Annotated in this window: 13 protein-coding genes; 12 read left to right on the plus strand and 1 reads right to left on the minus strand. The window is 68.0% G+C overall.

The features are described 5' to 3' along the window. Positions 1–22 precede the first annotated feature (22 nt). The 12 genes from tsaE (at position 23) to N825_RS13600 (ending at position 16,419) form a co-directional block, all read left to right on the plus strand. Positions 23–505, plus strand: a complete 483-nt coding sequence (gene tsaE / locus N825_RS13545; RefSeq protein WP_037452350.1) for a tRNA (adenosine(37)-N6)-threonylcarbamoyltransferase complex ATPase subunit type 1 TsaE — start codon at positions 23–25, stop codon at positions 503–505. Then, on the plus strand, positions 502–1,539 hold the full coding sequence (locus tag N825_RS13550; protein ID WP_051512305.1) for an aminoglycoside phosphotransferase family protein: 1,038 nt from the start codon (positions 502–504) through the stop codon (positions 1,537–1,539). Before tsaE ends, N825_RS13550 begins: the two co-directional genes overlap by 4 nt. After that, the gene (locus tag N825_RS13555) at positions 1,536–2,264 is read left to right on the plus strand and encodes a nucleotidyltransferase family protein (RefSeq protein WP_037452352.1); all 729 of its coding nucleotides are present in this window, start codon (positions 1,536–1,538) and stop codon (positions 2,262–2,264) included. Before N825_RS13550 ends, N825_RS13555 begins: the two co-directional genes overlap by 4 nt. 101 nt (positions 2,265–2,365) lie before the next feature. Continuing rightward, complete coding sequence (gene addB / locus N825_RS13560) at positions 2,366–5,356, plus strand: double-strand break repair protein AddB (protein ID WP_037452354.1); 2,991 nt, start codon at positions 2,366–2,368, stop codon at positions 5,354–5,356. Positions 5,357–5,366: 10 nt separating this feature from the next. After that, positions 5,367–8,837, plus strand: coding sequence for a double-strand break repair helicase AddA (gene addA, locus N825_RS13565; protein ID WP_037452356.1), 3,471 nt, complete (start codon positions 5,367–5,369; stop codon positions 8,835–8,837). 222 nt (positions 8,838–9,059) lie between these two features. Next, a complete protein-coding gene (gene trxA, locus N825_RS13570) occupies positions 9,060–9,383 on the plus strand; it encodes a thioredoxin TrxA (protein ID WP_037452358.1) in 324 nt (107 codons plus the stop codon). A 348-nt stretch (positions 9,384–9,731) separates the two neighbouring features. Next, positions 9,732–11,189 (plus strand): circularly permuted type 2 ATP-grasp protein, encoded by a 1,458-nt coding sequence (locus N825_RS13575; RefSeq protein ID WP_037452360.1) that lies wholly within the window; start codon positions 9,732–9,734, stop codon positions 11,187–11,189. Further along, positions 11,182–12,156 carry an alpha-E domain-containing protein gene (locus N825_RS13580; protein WP_037452362.1) on the plus strand — a complete coding sequence of 325 codons (975 nt, stop codon included), beginning with the start codon at positions 11,182–11,184 and terminating at the stop codon, positions 12,154–12,156. The genes N825_RS13575 and N825_RS13580 overlap by 8 nt, the downstream gene beginning before the upstream one ends. Positions 12,157–12,166: 10 nt before the next feature. Next, complete coding sequence (locus tag N825_RS13585) at positions 12,167–12,967, plus strand: arginyltransferase (protein ID WP_051512309.1); 801 nt, start codon at positions 12,167–12,169, stop codon at positions 12,965–12,967. 76 nt (positions 12,968–13,043) lie between these two features. After that, positions 13,044–14,402: an efflux RND transporter periplasmic adaptor subunit gene (locus tag N825_RS13590; protein WP_157619151.1), complete on the plus strand. Its 1,359-nt coding sequence runs from the start codon at positions 13,044–13,046 to the stop codon at positions 14,400–14,402. Then, positions 14,399–15,082 carry an ABC transporter ATP-binding protein gene (locus N825_RS13595; protein WP_037452365.1) on the plus strand — a complete coding sequence of 228 codons (684 nt, stop codon included), beginning with the start codon at positions 14,399–14,401 and terminating at the stop codon, positions 15,080–15,082. The genes N825_RS13590 and N825_RS13595 overlap by 4 nt, the downstream gene beginning before the upstream one ends. Then, the gene (locus tag N825_RS13600; protein ID WP_037452368.1) at positions 15,079–16,419 is read left to right on the plus strand and encodes an ABC transporter permease; all 1,341 of its coding nucleotides are present in this window, start codon (positions 15,079–15,081) and stop codon (positions 16,417–16,419) included. Before N825_RS13595 ends, N825_RS13600 begins: the two co-directional genes overlap by 4 nt. 48 nt (positions 16,420–16,467) lie before the next feature. Here the strand turns inward: N825_RS13600 and N825_RS13605 are convergent, their stop codons facing one another. Continuing rightward, complete coding sequence (locus tag N825_RS13605; RefSeq protein WP_037452371.1) at positions 16,468–16,959, minus strand: hypothetical protein; 492 nt, start codon at positions 16,957–16,959, stop codon at positions 16,468–16,470. Positions 16,960–17,246 lie beyond the last annotated feature (287 nt).

Consider the following 17,246-nt stretch of genomic DNA (forward strand, 5'->3'; position numbering starts at 1 on the left):
AGCAGGACACGGGCCAACGGCCATGACTCCACGGATTCGGCACGACTTGACCATCGACCTCCAGGACGAGGCCGCGACGGCGGACCTCGCCAGCCGCCTCGGCCGCCTGCTGCGCGCCGGCGACATGGTGGCGCTGCGCGGCGACCTGGGCGCCGGCAAGACATCCCTGGCCCGCGCGCTGATCCAGTCACTGGGCGACGCGGACGAGGAGGTGCCGAGCCCGACCTTCACGCTGGTGCAGACCTACGAGACCCCCGCCGGCCCGGTCTGGCACTTCGACCTCTATCGCCTGGGGGGACCCGACGAGGTGATCGAGCTTGGCTGGGATGACGCCCGCACCGACGGCATCGCGGTGGTCGAATGGCCGGACCGGCTCGGCACCCTGATGCCCGACGAGCGGCTCGACATCACCCTGGCGTTCGGCCCCGATCCCACGGCGCGCCGCGCCACCCTGACCGGCTTCGGCGCTTGGGCTGGCCGCGTCGAAAGCCTGGAGCCGAAGTGACCCCTCGCGACCAGACCATCACCGATTTCCTCACGTCGGCGGGTTGGGCCGACGCCCGGCGCGAGCCCCTGGCGGGCGACGCCTCGGTCCGCCGCTATGTGCGCCTGCACCGCGCCGATACCCGCGTGCTCCTGATGGACTCGCCCAACCCGGCCGAGGACGTGATCCCCTTCGTCACCATCGCTGATCTCCTGCGGGACCTCGGCCTGTCGGCTCCGGAGATCATCGCGGAGCGGGCGGAGGACGGGTTGCTGCTGATCGAGGACTTCGGCGACGGCACCTTCACGCGCCTGATGGACCAGGGCGCCGATCCCGCCGAACTCTACCGGCTGGCGGTGGATGCCCTGATCGCCTTGCGGCGCGGCTTTCGGCCGGAACACGCGGCGGCACTCGACCTACCGTGCTACGACGCGGCGCTGTTCATCGATCAGGTCATGCTGCTGGCGGACGTCTACGTCCCGGCGGCATTGGGACGCCCCGCCACCGCCGAGGAACGCGAAGCCTTGGAGCGGGCGTGGGAATCGGTCGTTCCGGACGCGGTCGACCTCGCCACCTCGCTGATGCATCGCGACTACCACGTCGACAACCTGATGCGGCTGGAGGGCCGTGTTGGTGCGGCGGCCTGCGGCCTGCTCGATTTCCAGAACGCCGGACTGGGCCCGATCAGCTACGATCTGGTATCGCTGCTGGAGGACGCCCGGCGCGACGTTCCCACCGATCTCGCCGCCGCCATGCTCGACCACTATCTGGCGGCGTTCCCCGACCTGGATCGCGCCGCCTTCCACCGCTCCTACGCCGTGCTGGGCGCCGTGCGCCACACCCGGATCGTCGCCGTGTTCGCCCGCTTGTTCCTCCGGGATGGCCGACCGGAATACCTGCGCCACCTGCCCCGCGTCTGGCGCCTGCTCGAGGCTAAGCTGAGCCACCCCGCGCTGGCGCCGGTCCGCGCGTGGTTCGACGACACCCTGCCGGCATCGGCCCGCGCGCCCCTATTCAACCAGCATTCCAAAGTTTTGAAAGAAAACGAATTATGACGACCGTGACCCACGCCATGGTATTGGCAGCCGGGCTTGGCCTGCGCATGCGCCCGCTCACCTTGGAGCGACCCAAGCCGCTGATTTCCGTCGCGGGCAAGCCCATGCTGGACCACGCGCTCGACCGGGTCGCGGCGGCGGGCATCGAAACGGCTGTCGTCAACACCCACTATAAGGGCGAGATGATCGCGGCCCATCTCGCGGACCGCCGGTCTCCCCGGATCGTGCTGTCGCCGGAAGCCGACCTGCTGGAGACGGGGGGCGGCATCAAGCGGGCCTTGCCCCAGCTTGGCACAAAGCCATTCCTGTCGATCAACGCCGATATCCTGTGGCTCGACGGCCCGACGCCCGCGATCGACCGGCTGATCTCCGCCTGGAACCCCGATGCGATGGACGCGCTGTTGCTAGTCCATCCCGCCGTGGCGGCCTTCGGCTATGACGGCAAGGGCGATTTCCACATGGACCCGCTGGGTCGCCTGACGCGCCGCCGCAGCGGCGAGATCGCCCCCTTCGTCTTCGCCGGCGTCCAGATCCTCAAGCCGGAACTGTTCAAGGACGCGCCCGAGGGGGCCTTCTCGACCAACCTGATCTGGGATCGCCTGCTCGAGACCGAACGCCTCTTTGGCATGCGCCACGATGGTCTATGGTTCCATGTCGGAACACCCGACAGCATCGCCGAGGTCAACCAGCGCCTGGAGGAGCGGCCATCCCACAGCGAATCCTGAGGCATCGCCAGAACACCAGATATGCGGAAGATTTGCGTTCGGCCGTCAAGCTCTAGTATGCTCGTTCCCTGAAGCCTCTGGCATCAACAAGCTCGGGAACCATGGCGCAAGTCTACACCATCCCGTCGGGCGTGCCGTTCGTCGACGCGCTGGCCAGCGGCATCCTCGCCCGCGTGGAAGCCGATGGCGGCCCCTTGGCCCTCGCCAGCTACACCGTCCTGCTGCCGACCCGCCGCGCCTGCCGGACACTCCGCGAGGCGTTCCTGCGCCTGTCGGGCGGGGCGCCGCAGCTCTTGCCGCGCATGAGCCCGCTCGGCGACATCGACGCGGACGAGCTGAGCCTCGCGATCGAGGAGATCCCCGGTTTGGCCGGCGCGCTCGACCTGCCACCCGCCTTGTCCAGCCTGCGCCGGCAACTGCTGCTGGGCCGCGCCATCCTGGCGAAGGAGGGCAAGACCATTACCGCCGACCAGGCGGCGCGGCTCGCTGCGGACTTGGCCCGTCTGCTCGACCAGGTGCAGACCGAGGGCGTCGCCTTCGACAAGCTGGAAAGCCTGGTGCCCGAGGAATACGCCCAGCACTGGCAGATCACGCTGGAATTCCTGAAGATCCTGACCCACGTCTGGCCGACCATCCTGGAGGTGGAAGGCGCCATCGACGCCGCCGAGCGGCGCAACCGGGTCCTCAAGGCGCAGGCCGACGCGTGGCGCGCCAACCCCCCCACCGGCCCGGTGATCGCCGCCGGTTCGACCGGCACCATCCCGGCGACCGCCGACCTTCTGGCCGTCGTGGCGACGATGCCCAATGGCTGCGTCGTGCTGCCCGGCCTCGATACCGGAATGGACGAGACGAGTTGGCAAGCGGCGGCGCTGGATGACGGCCACCCCCAGCACGGCCTCGCCAGCCTGCTGAACAAACTCGACCTGCCGCGCGACCGCGTCCGTGCCTGGGACAGTCCGCTGACACCCAACAACAGCGCCCGGACGACGTTTCTCAGCGAGACCATGCGGCCCGCCGCCACCACCGAGGCGTGGCGGGAGTTGGAGACGGTGGAGGAGCGGGCGCTCGACAACATCGTCCGGATCGACTGCCCAAGCTCGCAGGAGGAGGCCGCCGTCATCGCCCTGATGATGCGCCAGACCCTGGAGAACCCCGGCCAGACCGCCGCCTTGGTGACGCCGGACCGCAACTTGGCCCGCCGCGTCGCGACCGCGCTTGAACGCTGGGACATCGCGGTCGATGATTCGGGCGGACGCCCGTTGGCGGATACCGCCGTCGGGACCTATCTGCGCCTGACCGCCGCCTGCGCGGTGGAACGCGCCGACCCGCTGCCCCTGCTGGCGGTGCTGAAGCACCCGCTGGCGGGCGGCGGGCTCAACCCGCTGTGGTTCCGCACCCAGGCGCGCGACCTGGAGCGCGCCGTCCTGCGCGGCCCCCGTCCGGCACCGGGCTTCCGGGGCCTGCTGAGAGCGCTGGAGGATGCCGAGAACAACCGGTTCGACCGGGGTGGCGACACCCGGGCTGAGCTGATCCAGTATGTCGAGCATCTGCACGCCGTCGCGGCCCCCTTCTTCGACGCCATGGAGGCGCCGGATCCCCAGCCTCCGGCCGAGTGGCTGACCCTGCATGTCGCCTTCGCCGAGCATCTGGCGGCCAGCGACGATCTGTCCGGCCCCGACCGGCTGTGGCGCCAAGAGGACGGCGAGGCCGCCGCCAGCTTCGTCAACGAGTTGCGGCAAGCCGCCGGGGACTTCCCGCCGATCCCGGCGTCCCAATACCCGGCCTTCCTCGAAGCGCTGATGGCGGCCCACGTGGTCCGCCCGCGCTATGGCCGGCACCCGCGGCTGAGCATCTTGGGCCTGCTGGAAGCCCGCCTCCAGAACGCCGACCTGATGATCCTGGGGGGTCTCAATGAGGGCACGTGGCCGCCCGACGCCGCCACCGATCCTTGGCTGTCGCGCCCGATGCGGAAGGCCTTTGGCCTGCCCGTGCCGGAGCGCCAGGTCGGCGTGGCGGCGCACGACTTCGTCCAAGCGGCGGGCGGCGCCCGCGTCGTGCTGTCCAGGGCGGAGCGGGTCGACGGCACGCCGACCGTGCCGTCGCGCTGGCTGCTGCGGCTCGATACCGTGCTGCGCGGCCTGGGCCTGGACGGCAGGATCGACATGGAGACGGAGCAGTGGCTGTCCTGGGTCGAGCAGTTGGACCGGCCGGACGAGGTCCGCCCCTGGTCGGCGCCGGAGCCGCGCCCTCCCCTGTCCGCCCGCCCCCGCACGCTGTCGGTGACCGAGATCGAGACGTGGATGCGCGATCCCTACGCGATCTACGCCCGCCGCATCCTGAAGCTGGAGGCGCTGGAGCCGATCGCCGCCGATCCCGGCGCCGCCGAACGGGGCCAGTTCATCCACCAGGCGTTGGACGCCTTCACCAAGGCCCATCCCGACGCCCTGCCCAGCGACGCCGTCGGCAAGCTGACGGAGGTCGGACGGGCGACGTTCGGCAAGCTGCTGAGCCAGCCAGAGGTTTGGGCTTTCTGGTGGCCGCGCTTCGAGCGGGTCGCCGCGTGGTTCATCCAGTTCGAGCGGGAACGGCGGAAGACGATCCGGCCCCTGGCGACCGAGATCAAGGGCAAGTTGGCGCTGGACGGTCCCGCCGGTCCTTTCGAGCTGCGCGCCAAGGCCGACAGGATCGACAAGCTGCCGGACGGCGGCTTGGCGATCATCGACTACAAGACCGGCACTCCCCCCTCCGGCGTGGAGGTGGCCCTGGGCTTCGCGCCGCAATTGCCGCTGGAGGCCGTCATGGCGGCGGTTGGCGGGTTCGACACCGTGGACGCGGCGCCGGTCGGCGGCCTGTCGTTCTGGAAGCTGTCGGGCGGCGAGCCGGCCGGTGCCGAGATCGCCGTCAAGGGCGACCTCGCCCTGCTGGCGGAACAGGCGCGCTCGGGCCTGCTCGACCTGATCCGAACCTTCGACGATCCCGCCACACCCTACCGCTCGCGCCCGCGTCCGGACTGGGCGCCGCGTTACACCGACTACGGCCATCTGGCCCGGGTCCAGGAATGGTCCGCCGGCGGCGGCGAACCCGTGGAATGAGTGCGAAGCCATGAACGTCGTCGAACTCCCGTCACGGCAGATGGATCCCAACGTCAAGCAGCGCCGCGCCTCCGATCCGGACTGTTCCGTCTGGGTGGGCGCCTCGGCGGGCACCGGCAAGACCAAGGTGCTGACCGACCGCGTGCTGCGCCTGATGCTGGCGGGGACCAAGCCGGCGCGCATCCTGTGCCTGACCTTCACCAAGGCCGCCGCGGCGGAGATGTCGATCCGCATCAACAACACGCTGGCCCAGTGGGCGACGCTGAGCGACGCGCGGTTGGAGGACCGGCTGGCCGATCTGACCGGCGCCCGCCCCGACGGCGACATGCGGACCCGCGCCCGCCGGCTGTTCGCCCAGGTGGTGGACTGCCCGGGCGGCATGAAGATCCAGACGATCCACGCCTTCTGCCAATCGCTGCTGCGGCGCTTTCCGCTGGAGGCGGACTTGGCGCCCCAATTCGACGTGATGGACGAGCGCACCGCGGACGAGTTGCTGGCCGCCGCGCGCGACACCGTGCTGGCGCGCTCGCGCTTCGAGCCGGAAAGCGACCTTGGCAAGGCCATCGCCCGGCTGACCCGCGACATCCAGCAGGATGATTTCGGCGACATCCTCAAGTCGGTGGCGATGGAGCGTGGCCGCATCCGCCGCATCATCGACCGGCAGGGCGGCTTGGACGCCACCATCGCGGCCGTCTTCGGCCAGTTGGGCGTTCCGCCCGGCGCCGACGAGGCGTCGATCCTGGAACGCGCCTGCCGCGAGGACGTGTGCGATGTTCCCGCGTTGCGCGACGCCTGCCGGGCGCTGTCCAGCGGCGGCGACAAGGACCAGGAGCGCGGCCTCGGCGTCCAGGCATGGCTCGACGCCGCCGAGGACCGCGTCGAGCGGTTCCAGGATTACGCCCGGCATTTCCTGACGGCGGAGGGCGCTCCCCGCAAGACGCTGCTGACCAAGAAGCCGTCGACCACCTTTCCGGCGGCGTTGCCCGCCCTGATGGCCGAGGCGGAGCGCCTGTGCGAGGTGCTGGACCGCGTCAAGTCGGCGGGCGTCGCCAACGCCACCGCGGCGCTGCTGGTGCTGGCCGAGTCGCTGATCGAGACCTACGCCAAGCTGAAGTCCGATCGCTCCAGGCTGGACTATGACGACCTGATCCTGGCAGCCCAGCATCTGCTGACCAAGCCGGGCGTGGCGCCCTGGGTGCTGTTCAAGCTGGACGGCGGGCTCGATCACATCCTGATCGACGAGGCGCAGGACACCAACCCCGAGCAGTGGCAGGTCGTGGCGGCGCTGGCGGAGGAGTTCTTCGCCGGCATGGCCGGTGCCGACAGGTCTCGGACGCTGTTCGCGGTGGGGGACGAGAAGCAGTCGATCTACAGCTTCCAGCGGGCCGACCCGGCCGAGTTCACCCGCATGCGCGGCCATTTCCAGGAGCGGGTCCAGATCGCCGCCGGACGCTGGGAGAAGATCGATTTGGAGATCTCCTTCCGGTCGACCGCCGCCGTGCTGGACGCGGTCGACGCCGTCTTCGCGCTCCAGACCGCCCGCGATGGCGTGGCGTTCGAGGCCACGACCACCATTCATCACGTCGCGTTCCGCCGGGGTCATGCCGGGCTGGTCGAGCTATGGCCGCCGGTCGCCCCGACCGAGCGGGAAGCCCCGGCACCCTGGGAGCCGCCGCTGACGCGCCAGCGCACCGACAGCCCGCCCGCCCGGCTGGCGGCGGTGATCGCCGACACCATCCGCGACTGGCTGGCGCGCGGCGAGGAGCTTCCCGCCCGCGGCCGGGCGATCCGGCCCGGTGACGTGATGGTGCTGGTCCGCCGCCGCACCGGCTTCGTCGAGGAACTGGTGCGCGCGCTGAAGGAGCGCGCCGTGCCGGTCGCCGGTGTCGACCGCATGGTCCTGACCCAGCAGCTTGGCATCATGGATCTGATGGCGCTGGCGAATTTCCTGCTGCTGCCGCAGGACGACCTGACCCTGGCGACCATCCTGAAGAGCCCGCTGATCGGATTGTCGGAAGAACAGCTGTTCGACATCGCCCATGGTCGGCGCGGCCATCTGTGGGACGCGCTGCGCCAACGGGCGGAAAGCGACCTGCTGTTCCGGCCGGCCCGCGATTATCTGCGCGCCCTCCAGAACGAGACGGACTTCATCCGGCCGTTCGAGCTGTTCGCCCGCGTGCTCAGCGCCCCCTGCCCCGCCGACGCGGTCAGTGGCCGGCGCGCCATCCTCAAACGGCTGGGTCCCGACGCGCAGGACCCGCTGGACGAGTTCCTGTCGGCCTGCCTGGCTTTCGAGCGTGGCCATCCGCCCTCGCTCCAGGCCTTCCTGCACTGGCTGGGCGCCAGCGAGGCCGAGATCAAGCGCGAGCTGGAACAGGGAAGCGACCGGGTCCGGATCATGACGGTCCACGGCTCTAAGGGCTTGCAGGCTCCGATCGTCTTCCTGCCGGACAGCATGGGGGTGCCGAACCAGAGCCCGCGCATCCTATGGCCCGAACGTGCCGACGGCGTGCCTCTGTTCGCCCCGCGCCGCGCCCAGGAGGACGCCTCGTGTGGCAGGGCCAGGGCGCTGGCCGACCAAAGGCGCGATCAGGAATACCGCCGCCTCCTCTATGTCGCGCTGACCCGCGCCGAGGATCGCCTGTATATCTGCGGCTGGCAGGGTAAGCGCGACCCAGCCGACGCCTGCTGGTACAGGCTGGCGGAACAGGCGATGCGCGAGATCGCCGAGCCATGCGACTTCGATTTCCGCGCGATCTCGCCACAGGACGGCTGGACCGGCGAGGGTTGGCGTCTGCGCGGGCCCCAGACGGTGCCGGCCAAGGACGACCATCGCGACACGGACTTCGGCGTGGCCGCGACGCCGCTGCCCGGCTGGGCCCGCGCGGCCGCCCCGGAGGAGCCGACACCATCACGTCCGCTGACGCCGTCGCGGCCCGAGGAGGCGGAACCCGCCGTGCGCTCGCCGCTGGGTAACGACGATGGCGCGCGCTTCCTGCGCGGCACGCTGATCCACCGGCTGTTGCAGACCCTGCCGGACCTGGAGCCCGCGTCGCGGGAGGCGGCTTGCCGCCGGTTCCTGGCGCGCCCCGCCCATAACCTGACCGTCGAGGGGCAGGAGATGATCACGGCGGAAACCCTGGCGGTCCTGTCCGATCCAACCTTCGCCCCGCTGTTCGGTCCAGGAAGCAAGGCCGAGGTGCCGGTCGTCGGCTTGGTGTCGAGCCGGGCGCTGTCCGGTCAGATCGACCGGTTGCTGGTGACGGACAAGGAGGTCTGGATCGTCGACTACAAGACCAACCGTCCACCGCCCTTGGTCGAAAGCCAGGTCTCCCCAGTCTATCTGCGCCAGATGGCTGCCTACCGGGCGGCGCTGGCGGAGATCTACCCCGACAGGCCGATCCATTGCCTTCTGCTGTGGACCGATGGACCGCGGCTGATGCCGCTGTCCCCCGGTTTGCTGGACGGCCACGCGCCATGAGGCACCGGTTTTCGAAATCGGCACTTCAGGGTGATCCAGTCCATCAGGTTTCACAGTGACAGACGTCACGCCCAAGGGGCATTCCACACATGCGGAATTGGTGAACACCCCGCTCCTTGACCGAGGGTATCGGCCGCCCCTACATTTCAACCAACACCCGAGGTGCCGCCCTCATCCCTGCCGGATGAGTGGCCGCCGCACCGGATAAGTAGATGAGGTATCATGAGCACCACCACCAAGATCACGGACGCGAGCTTCGACTCCGACGTCCTCAAGGCGACTGGCCCCGTCCTGGTCGATTTCTGGGCTGAATGGTGCGGTCCCTGCAAGATGATCGCTCCGGCGCTCGAGGATCTCGCCGCCCAGTACGGCGAGAAGGTCACCGTCGCCAAGCTGAACATCGACGAGAACCCCAAGACCCCCGGCCAGTTCGGCGTCCGCGGCATCCCGACGCTGATGCTGTTCAAGGATGGCAAGGTCGCCGCCACCAAGATCGGCGCCCTGCCGAAGGGCGCGCTGTTCCAGTGGGTCGATTCGGTCCTTTGAGCCGAGTCCCCGCGCCGCCCGGCTTTCTCACGGCCGGGCGGCCGCTGACGCTCCGACACATACCATTCGATACGCCACCGGCCACCGGCCCTTTTCGGGCCGATGACGGGGTCCAGCGCCTTGAGGGCGCCTTGCCAGGAGCCCAACACCACCGACACACCTATCCTCCAGGTTGATGGTTCCCCACGACCAGTGTTCCAAAAGGCTGGTTGCGGCAATTTTCGCCGCGTTGCGGAATCTCCCTAGAAACTCTGGTCAATGCCGGAAAAATCGGGTCATAATCTCGGAACAACAGCTCGGCTGCGGGCCTTTTCCCCGTTGCGTGCATTCAAGCCCCGAGGAACAAGCGTGAACCCATCCGGTACCGTCCCCACGGACTTACTCGCGAACTACGACCCAGGTGGATTCTTCGATGAGCTGTTTGGCGGACCAGGGAGTCCCTCCGAGCACACGTCGGCGATCCGGGGCCGTCTGTCCAGTTTCGACTTCGCCGACCTTCAGCGGAGAGCCAAGGACGCCGAACGGGAATTGTACAACCTGGGCATCACGTTCCTGGTCTATTCGGACCAGGACGCCGTGGACCGGATCCTGCCCTTCGACGTCATCCCGCGGGTGATCTCCGCGCGGGAATGGGCCGCCGTCGAAGCGGGCGTCGTGCAGCGCGTCACCGCGCTCAACATGTTCCTGCACGACATCTACCACGACCAGAAGATCCTCAAGGACGGCGTCATCCCCGCCGATCTGGTCTTGGGGAACCACAATTTCCGGCCCCAGATGATCGGCCTGGACGTGCCCTTCAACACCTACGTCCACATCATGGGCGTCGACTTGGTGCGGGATGGGCAAGGCATCTTCCGGGTGCTGGAGGACAACGCGCGGGTTCCGTCGGGCGTCTCCTACGTGGTCGAGAACCGCCACATGATGATGCGCGCGTTCCCCGACCTCGTCAGCGACATCGGCATCCGCCCGGTCGACAACTATGGCGTCAAGCTGCTGGAGGCCATGAGCGAGGTGGCGCCGGCCGACATCCAGGATCCTCAGGTCGTCCTGCTGTCGCCCGGTTCCTACAACTCGGCCTATTTCGAGCACATCTTCCTGGCGCGCGAGATGGGTGTGCCGCTGGTCGAGGGACGCGATCTGGTGGTCAAGGACGACCGGGTCTACATGAAGACGACCAACGGCTTGGCCCGGGTCGACAGCATCTACCGCCGGATCGACGACGCCTTCCTCGATCCGCTGGCGTTCCGCCCGGACAGCCAGTTGGGCGTGCCCGGCATCATGGAAGCCTACCGCAAGGGCAACGTGACCCTTGCCAACGCGATCGGCACCGGCGTCGCGGACGACAAGGCGGTCTATTGCTACGTGCCGCGGATGATCAAATACTATCTCGACCAGGACGCGATCATCCCGAACGTCGAGACCAATATCTGCCGCGAGCCCGATGGCCTGTCCTACACGCTGGACCATCTTCACGAACTGGTGGTCAAGCCGGTCGGCGAGGCCGGCGGCTATGGCATCACGATCGGTCCGCGCGCCACCAAGGCGGAGTTGGACGATTGCCGCGCGAAGCTGCTTGCCGACCCCTCCAACTACATCAGCCAGCCGATGATCCCACTGTCGGTGTGCCCGACGCTGGTGGAGGACGGCATCGAACCCCGCCACGTCGACCTTCGGCCGTTCGCCATCACCGGGCGGAACACCTGGGTGCTTCCCGGCGGCCTCTCGCGCGTCGCCCTCCGCAAGGGCACGCTGATCGTCAACTCCTCGCAGGGGGGCGGGTCGAAAGACACGTGGGTCCTTGAGTAGTCTTCTCGCCCGCTATGCGGAGTGCATTTTCTGGATGGCGCGCTATATGGAGCGCGCCGAGAATCTAGCCCGCATCCTCGATGTCCACGAAACCTTCTCGCGCGATACCCGCGGCGCCAAGAACTGGATGTCGATCATCCAGCTCAACGCCGACGAAAAGCGCTTCGCGGCCCGTTACGACTCCGCGACCGCGCAGAACGTGGTCAACTTCTATGTGCTGGATACCCAGAACCCGACCTCGATCGTCTCGGCGATCCGATCGGCGCGGGAAAACGCCCGCACCCTGAGGCCGCTGATCAGCACCGAGATGTGGACGCAGATCAATGTGTTCTACAATCGTCTGCTGGCGCTGGGGCCCTCCGACATCGCGCCGCACAACCTGACCCGGCTGTGCAACATGGTCAAGGAGGCGTGCCAAGCCCATACCGGCATCACGGAGGGCACGTTCTACCGCGACCAGGGCTGGTATTTCTATCAGCTCGGCAAGTATCTGGAGCGGGCCGACCAGACCACCCGCCTGCTCGACATCAAGTACCACACGTTGCTGCCGTTCTCCGACGATGTCGGGTCGGCGCTCGACGTCAGCCAGTGGAACGCGGTGTTGCGCTCGGCCGCGGGATATCACGCCTTCCGCCGGGTCTATCCCCGCGGCATGACCCCGGCGGCGGTCGCCGGCTTCATGCTGTACAACGAGAGCTTCCCCCGGTCGGTCACCACCTGCGTGCGGCAGATCGACGGATTGCTGGTCAGGCTGAAATCGCGGTATATCTTGAAGGGCGGGAGTGTCGCGATGGAAAGGATCGACGAGATCCAGGCGGCGCTGCATTCCCGGCCGGTCGAGGATGTGATCAAGGGCGGTCTGCATGAATATCTGGACTGGCTGCAATTGCATCTGAACACCGTCACCCAGGAGATCAGCAAAGCCTTCTTCGGCGCGGTTCCGGCCGAGGCGATGGCGGAGCAGTAGGGCAGGACCGATGTCCGTGATTCCGCCGCCACCGCGGCCCTTGCAGCAGTTCTTCCGTTCCGGCCCGATGCCGTGCCCCTACTTGCCCGGCCGGGTCGAGCGGAAGCTGTTCACGCGGCTGAGCACGCCCCACGCTTCGGAGGTCAATTCGACATTGTCGCGTGCCGGGTTCCGGCGCAGCCACGATATCGTGTACCGGCCCGTCTGCCCTGGCTGCTCGGCTTGCGTGCCGGTACGCATTCCCGTGGCTGATTTCCGGCCCGGCCGCAGCATGCGGAAAATCCTCAAGGCGAACGCCGATCTCAGCGTCGCCGAGGTTCCGGCGATCGCCACCCATGAGCAGTTCAGGTTGTTCCACGCCTACCAATCGTCCCGCCACGGCGACAGCGACATGGCGCGGATGAGCTTGGGCGACTACAGCGCCATGGTCGACGAAGGCCGGGCGGAGACGTGCCTGTTCGAGGTCCGGGATCTGCGGGACACCTTGGTCGGCGGCATCCTGACCGATCGTCTGCGCGACGGCCTTTCGGCGGTCTACAGCTTCTATGACGCGGATCAGGAGAAGCGCAGTCTCGGGACCTTCATGATCCTGTCGCTGGTGGCGCAGGCCGTGGCCGAGGGCATTCCCTACGTCTATCTCGGATATTGGATCCGCAACAGCCGCAAGATGGCTTACAAGGCGCGCTTCCAACCCCTGGAGGCGTTGGGGTCCGAAGGGTGGTTCCGCATGGCGCTGGATGACCTCACCCAAGCCCCGTCACAGCAGAATGGCCAACACCCGAACCGCGCGCCGGTCAACGCGACATCCTGACCACTTCGCGACGACGCCATGTCAACGCCATGTTGTTCCAGGATAATACGCGCCTGACCCGGCGGAGGACGAGAGCGTGAGACGAGCTATCGCATTTTGGGTGGCTGTCGGCGCCGTGCTTCTGGCTGGCGGTGTCGGCGGCTACGCGGCGTTGAACGAGGACCGGCAAGACATTCCCAATGTCGATCTGGCGATGGTCGATCGCGGCACCATCGTAAGGACGATCTCGGCGACGGGGACGCTGAACGCCGTCGGATTGGTCCAGGTCGGCTCGGCCGTCTCGGGGCGTATCCAATCCCTCAGCGCCGATTTCAACTCGGTCGTCACCTCCAACCAAGTCGTAGCCCAGATCGACCCCGAGGGTTTCGCCGCGAAGGTCGCGGAGGCGACAGCCGTGCGCGATGTGGCCGCATCCGGCATCGCGGCGGCGACCGCCCAGCTCGCCCGCGCCCGCGCGGAGGCCCAGAACGCGCGAGCCACCCAAGAGGTGCTGCGCGCCAAGGTACTGAGCGCGCGGTCGGTCGCCGATCAGGCGCGGCGGGACCAGCAGCGGGCCTTCGCCACCGGTCGCGCGGACTACGTCGCCGCAGCCGAGCGGGAACGCGCCGCCGCCACTTCCGACCAAGCCCAGGCCGCCCTCGCCGCCGCGCAGGCCGAGGAAGCCGCCCAGGCCACGGTGATCCTGGGGGCCGACGCGTCGGTCGGCGAGGCCGAGGCCGATGTCCTGGTCGCCAAGGCGACGCACCAGCAGCGCGAGGCGGCCTTGGCGCAGGCTCGTGTCGATCTCGACCGCACGACGATCCGGTCGCCGATCGACGGAGTCGTGATCGAGCGCGCCGTGGATGTCGGGCAAACCGTCGCCGCCAGCCTGGAGGCGCCGGTCCTGTACACCATCGCCCGCGACCTGCGCCGACTCCAGGTCGAAACCTTCGTGGACGAGGCCGATATCGGGGCGGTCCAACCGGGCCAGTCCGTCACCTTCGGCGTCTCCGCCTTTCCCGGCCAGCAGTTCGGCGGCACGGTGGCGCAGGTCCGGAAGGCGCCGCAGGTCATCCAGAACGTCGTGACCTATGTCGTGATCATCACCGCCGCCAACGACGCGCTGCAGCTCTATCCGGGCATGACCGCGACCGTCGACATCAAGGTGACGGAACAGCCCGACGTCCTGCGCGTGCCATCGGCGGCGCTGCGCTTTCGCCCCGCTCCCACCGAGCCACCTTCCGCCCACATGGCCGCCCGTGTGGCCGGCAGGTCCAGGCCAGCCAGATCGACCGGCGGCCAAGGCGAGGTCTACGTGATGGACAAGTCGGGCTCCTTCGTGGCGGTGCCGGTGTCCACCGGGATCGCGGACTTGGCGTTCACCCAGATCACGGGCGGCAACCTGACCGAGGGGCAGCAGGTGGTGGTCGGGCGCCGTGCCGGGGCGGGGACGTGACCCCGCTGCTGCTGACCGTCGACCTGACCAAGCGGTACACCATGGCCGGACAGGTCGTCCACGCGTTGCGGGGTGTCAGTCTGGCCATCGGGGCTGGCGAATACGTCGCCGTGATGGGGCCTTCGGGGTCCGGCAAATCGACCTTCATGAACATCCTGGGCTGCCTCGACACGCCATCCGATGGGCATTACTGGCTGGACGGCGCCGAGGTCGGCGGTATTGCGGAAAGCCAGCGAGCCCGGATCCGCAATGGCAAGCTTGGTTTCGTCTTCCAGAGCTTTCATCTGCTGCCGACCCACACGGCGGTGGAGAACGTCGAACTGCCGCTGACCTACGCCAATGTGGGCGCCCAGGAACGCCGCGAGCGGGCGATGCGCCACCTCGCGGCCGTGGGATTGGCGGAGCGGGCGCATCACCGCCCCGCCGAACTGTCGGGCGGTCAGCAGCAGCGCGTCGCCATCGCGCGGTCGCTGGTCAACGATCCCCGCATCCTGCTGGCCGACGAGCCGACCGGCGCGCTCGACCAAGCCACCGGCGAGGAGATCATGGCGCTGTTCCGCTCGCTAAACGATGAGGGAAGGACCATCGTGCTGGTCACCCACGACAGTCATGTCGCGCAGCGCGCCAACCGCCGGATCGCGTTCCGCGACGGTCAGGTGATGGAGGATACCGGCTCATGAACGCGATGGTGCTCAAGACGGCGATCCGCGCGCTGTGGCTACACCGCCTCCGCAGCCTCCTGACCATGACGGGCATCGCCGTCGGCATCGCGGCGGTGATCCTGATGGTGGCGATCGGCACCGCGACCCAGGGCCAAGTGATCGCGCAGATCCAGAACCTCGGGGCCAACCTGATCATGGTGGTGCCCGGCCAGCGGATCGGGCCCGGTGGCGTGCGGCTGAGCGGCGACTCCAATGTCCTCCTGACGGAGGAGGATGGGATCGCCGTCGGGCTGGAGATACCGTCGGTGCGCGCGGTCAGTTCGATGTGGTGGGGCAGCGGCCAATCGATCAATGGCAACAAGAACTCCTGGTCCCGGATGCATGGCATCACCGCCCAATACCTGACCATCCGGGATTGGCCGCTGATCGCTGGCCGGGATTTGTCGGACGAGGACAACGCGGCGGTCGCCAAAGTCGCGATCCTGGGCCAGACGGTGGTCGGACGCCTGTTCGAACCGGGCGAGAACCCGGTCGGACGAATGATCCGGCTGCGGAACGTGCCGTTCCAGGTGATTGGCGTCTTGGAGCGCAAGGGGCAGTCATCCCAGGGGTTGGATCAGGACGACGTCGTCTATGTCCCCTTGGCGACAGCCCGGATGCGGCTGAACAACAAGCCCGCTCCCAAGGTTCAGGCGGTCAGCGCCATCACCGGCAAGAAACGGTTCGACGGAACCGGAACCAGCGGCTTCCAGAAGGTCGAGACACTGAAGGCCAATCCGTCGGTGGTGTTCGCCGGCGCCGTCAATTCGCTGATGATCCAGGCGCGCGACACCGCCAGCCTGTCGGCGACCACGGCGGAGATCCGCGAGTTGCTGCGCCAGCGGCACCGGCTGATGCCGGACGAGCCGGACGACTTCGATGTCCGCAACCTGTCGGAGGTCGCCGAGGCCCGCGCCTCCTCCGCCCGCATGCTGACGGTCCTGCTGATCGGCATCGCGGGACTGTCGCTGCTGATCGCCGGGATTGGCATCATGAACATCATGCTGGTCTCGGTGACGGAGCGAACCGCCGAAATCGGGCTGCGGCTGGCGGTGGGAGCCGGTCGGCGCGATATCCTGTCCCAGTTTCTGATCGAGGCGGCGGCGCTGGCCTTGGTCAGCGGGTTGCTCGGCGTCCTGCTGGGGTTTGGCGGCATCCTGGCCGTCGATGGGCTGACCGAGATCGCTCCCGTGATCGACCCCCTGGTGGCGCTGGGCGCCTTCCTCAGCGCCGGCGCCATCGGCGTGGTCTTCGGACTCTATCCCGCGTGGCAGGCGTCCAAGCTGGATCCGATCGTCGCCCTGCGCCGGGTCTGAACGTGGCTGGGCGGCCACCCGTTCGGGAAGCCGCCCAGCCGCGCGACGTCATACTGAGAAGGAGACTTTGGACTTCGTCGCGCTGAAACCAAGCTCCGTCAGCTTCTGGCTGATGCTCGACTGGTCCTCGTCACTCAGGTTGTTCGTATCGTACTGCGACAGGATCGAAGCGAGTTGCTTGATCTGATCGTTCGAGGCGGTGGCTTCCTGGTCGCCACCACCGCCCGGCGGCGGGCCTCCGGGCGGTGGCCCCCCGGGAGGAGGACCACCGGCACCGCCTGTCTCGCGGGCGCGCTCGCCAAGCGCCTTGGCGTCGAAGCCCGCATCCTCGAGCATGGTCTTCATGTCGCTACTGGGGCGGATGCCGGCCTCCTTGAGGCTGCTGTTGATGGCATCCATGTCGTCGGTGCTGAGATTTTCAGGGTCGTACTGCTCGAGGATCTCCTGCGCCTTCTTCTTTTCTGTATCGGTCATCGGTTTCGACGGAGGCGGACCACCCTGGGGACCTCCGGTGGGCATCGAGCCAAGGCTGCTGATCATCTGGTGTCTCCACTGCTGAACACTGACCCGATGGTCGGCCCCCGATGCTTTACCGGCGGTGTAAGGAATCCGTCGATTTGTAAACCTGTGTATCGCGGGGTGGGATCGACACAGACGGTTACAAATTTCCGTCGGCGGGTCCCGAACCCGGGGCCGCTGATGGGAAGACAGAAACGCCAAAGGACCGGAAGCGTGAAGCTTCCGGTCCTTTGGCGTTATGGTTTGTGCGCTTCGCACGCGACACGCGGCTGGCGGACCTGGCGGCGACCTACTCTCCCACGTCTTGA

This window comes from Skermanella stibiiresistens SB22 (genome assembly GCF_000576635.1).
Lineage (GTDB): Bacteria > Pseudomonadota > Alphaproteobacteria > Azospirillales > Azospirillaceae > Skermanella > Skermanella stibiiresistens.

Bases quoted from the DNA above. Each gene is read 5' to 3' on its own strand.
- tsaE (WP_037452350.1), top strand. From the start codon at position 23: ATGACTCCACGGATTCGGCACGACTTGACCATCGACCTCCAGGACGAG.
- N825_RS13555 (WP_037452352.1), top strand. From the start codon at position 1,536: ATGACGACCGTGACCCACGCCATGGTATTGGCAGCCGGGCTTGGCCTG.
- addB (WP_037452354.1), top strand. From the start codon at position 2,366: ATGGCGCAAGTCTACACCATCCCGTCGGGCGTGCCGTTCGTCGACGCG.
- addA (WP_037452356.1), top strand. From the start codon at position 5,367: ATGAACGTCGTCGAACTCCCGTCACGGCAGATGGATCCCAACGTCAAG.
- trxA (WP_037452358.1), top strand. From the start codon at position 9,060: ATGAGCACCACCACCAAGATCACGGACGCGAGCTTCGACTCCGACGTC.
- N825_RS13585 (WP_051512309.1), top strand. From the start codon at position 12,167: ATGTCCGTGATTCCGCCGCCACCGCGGCCCTTGCAGCAGTTCTTCCGT.
- N825_RS13600 (WP_037452368.1), top strand. From the start codon at position 15,079: ATGAACGCGATGGTGCTCAAGACGGCGATCCGCGCGCTGTGGCTACAC.
- N825_RS13605 (WP_037452371.1), bottom strand. From the start codon at position 16,959: ATGATCAGCAGCCTTGGCTCGATGCCCACCGGAGGTCCCCAGGGTGGT.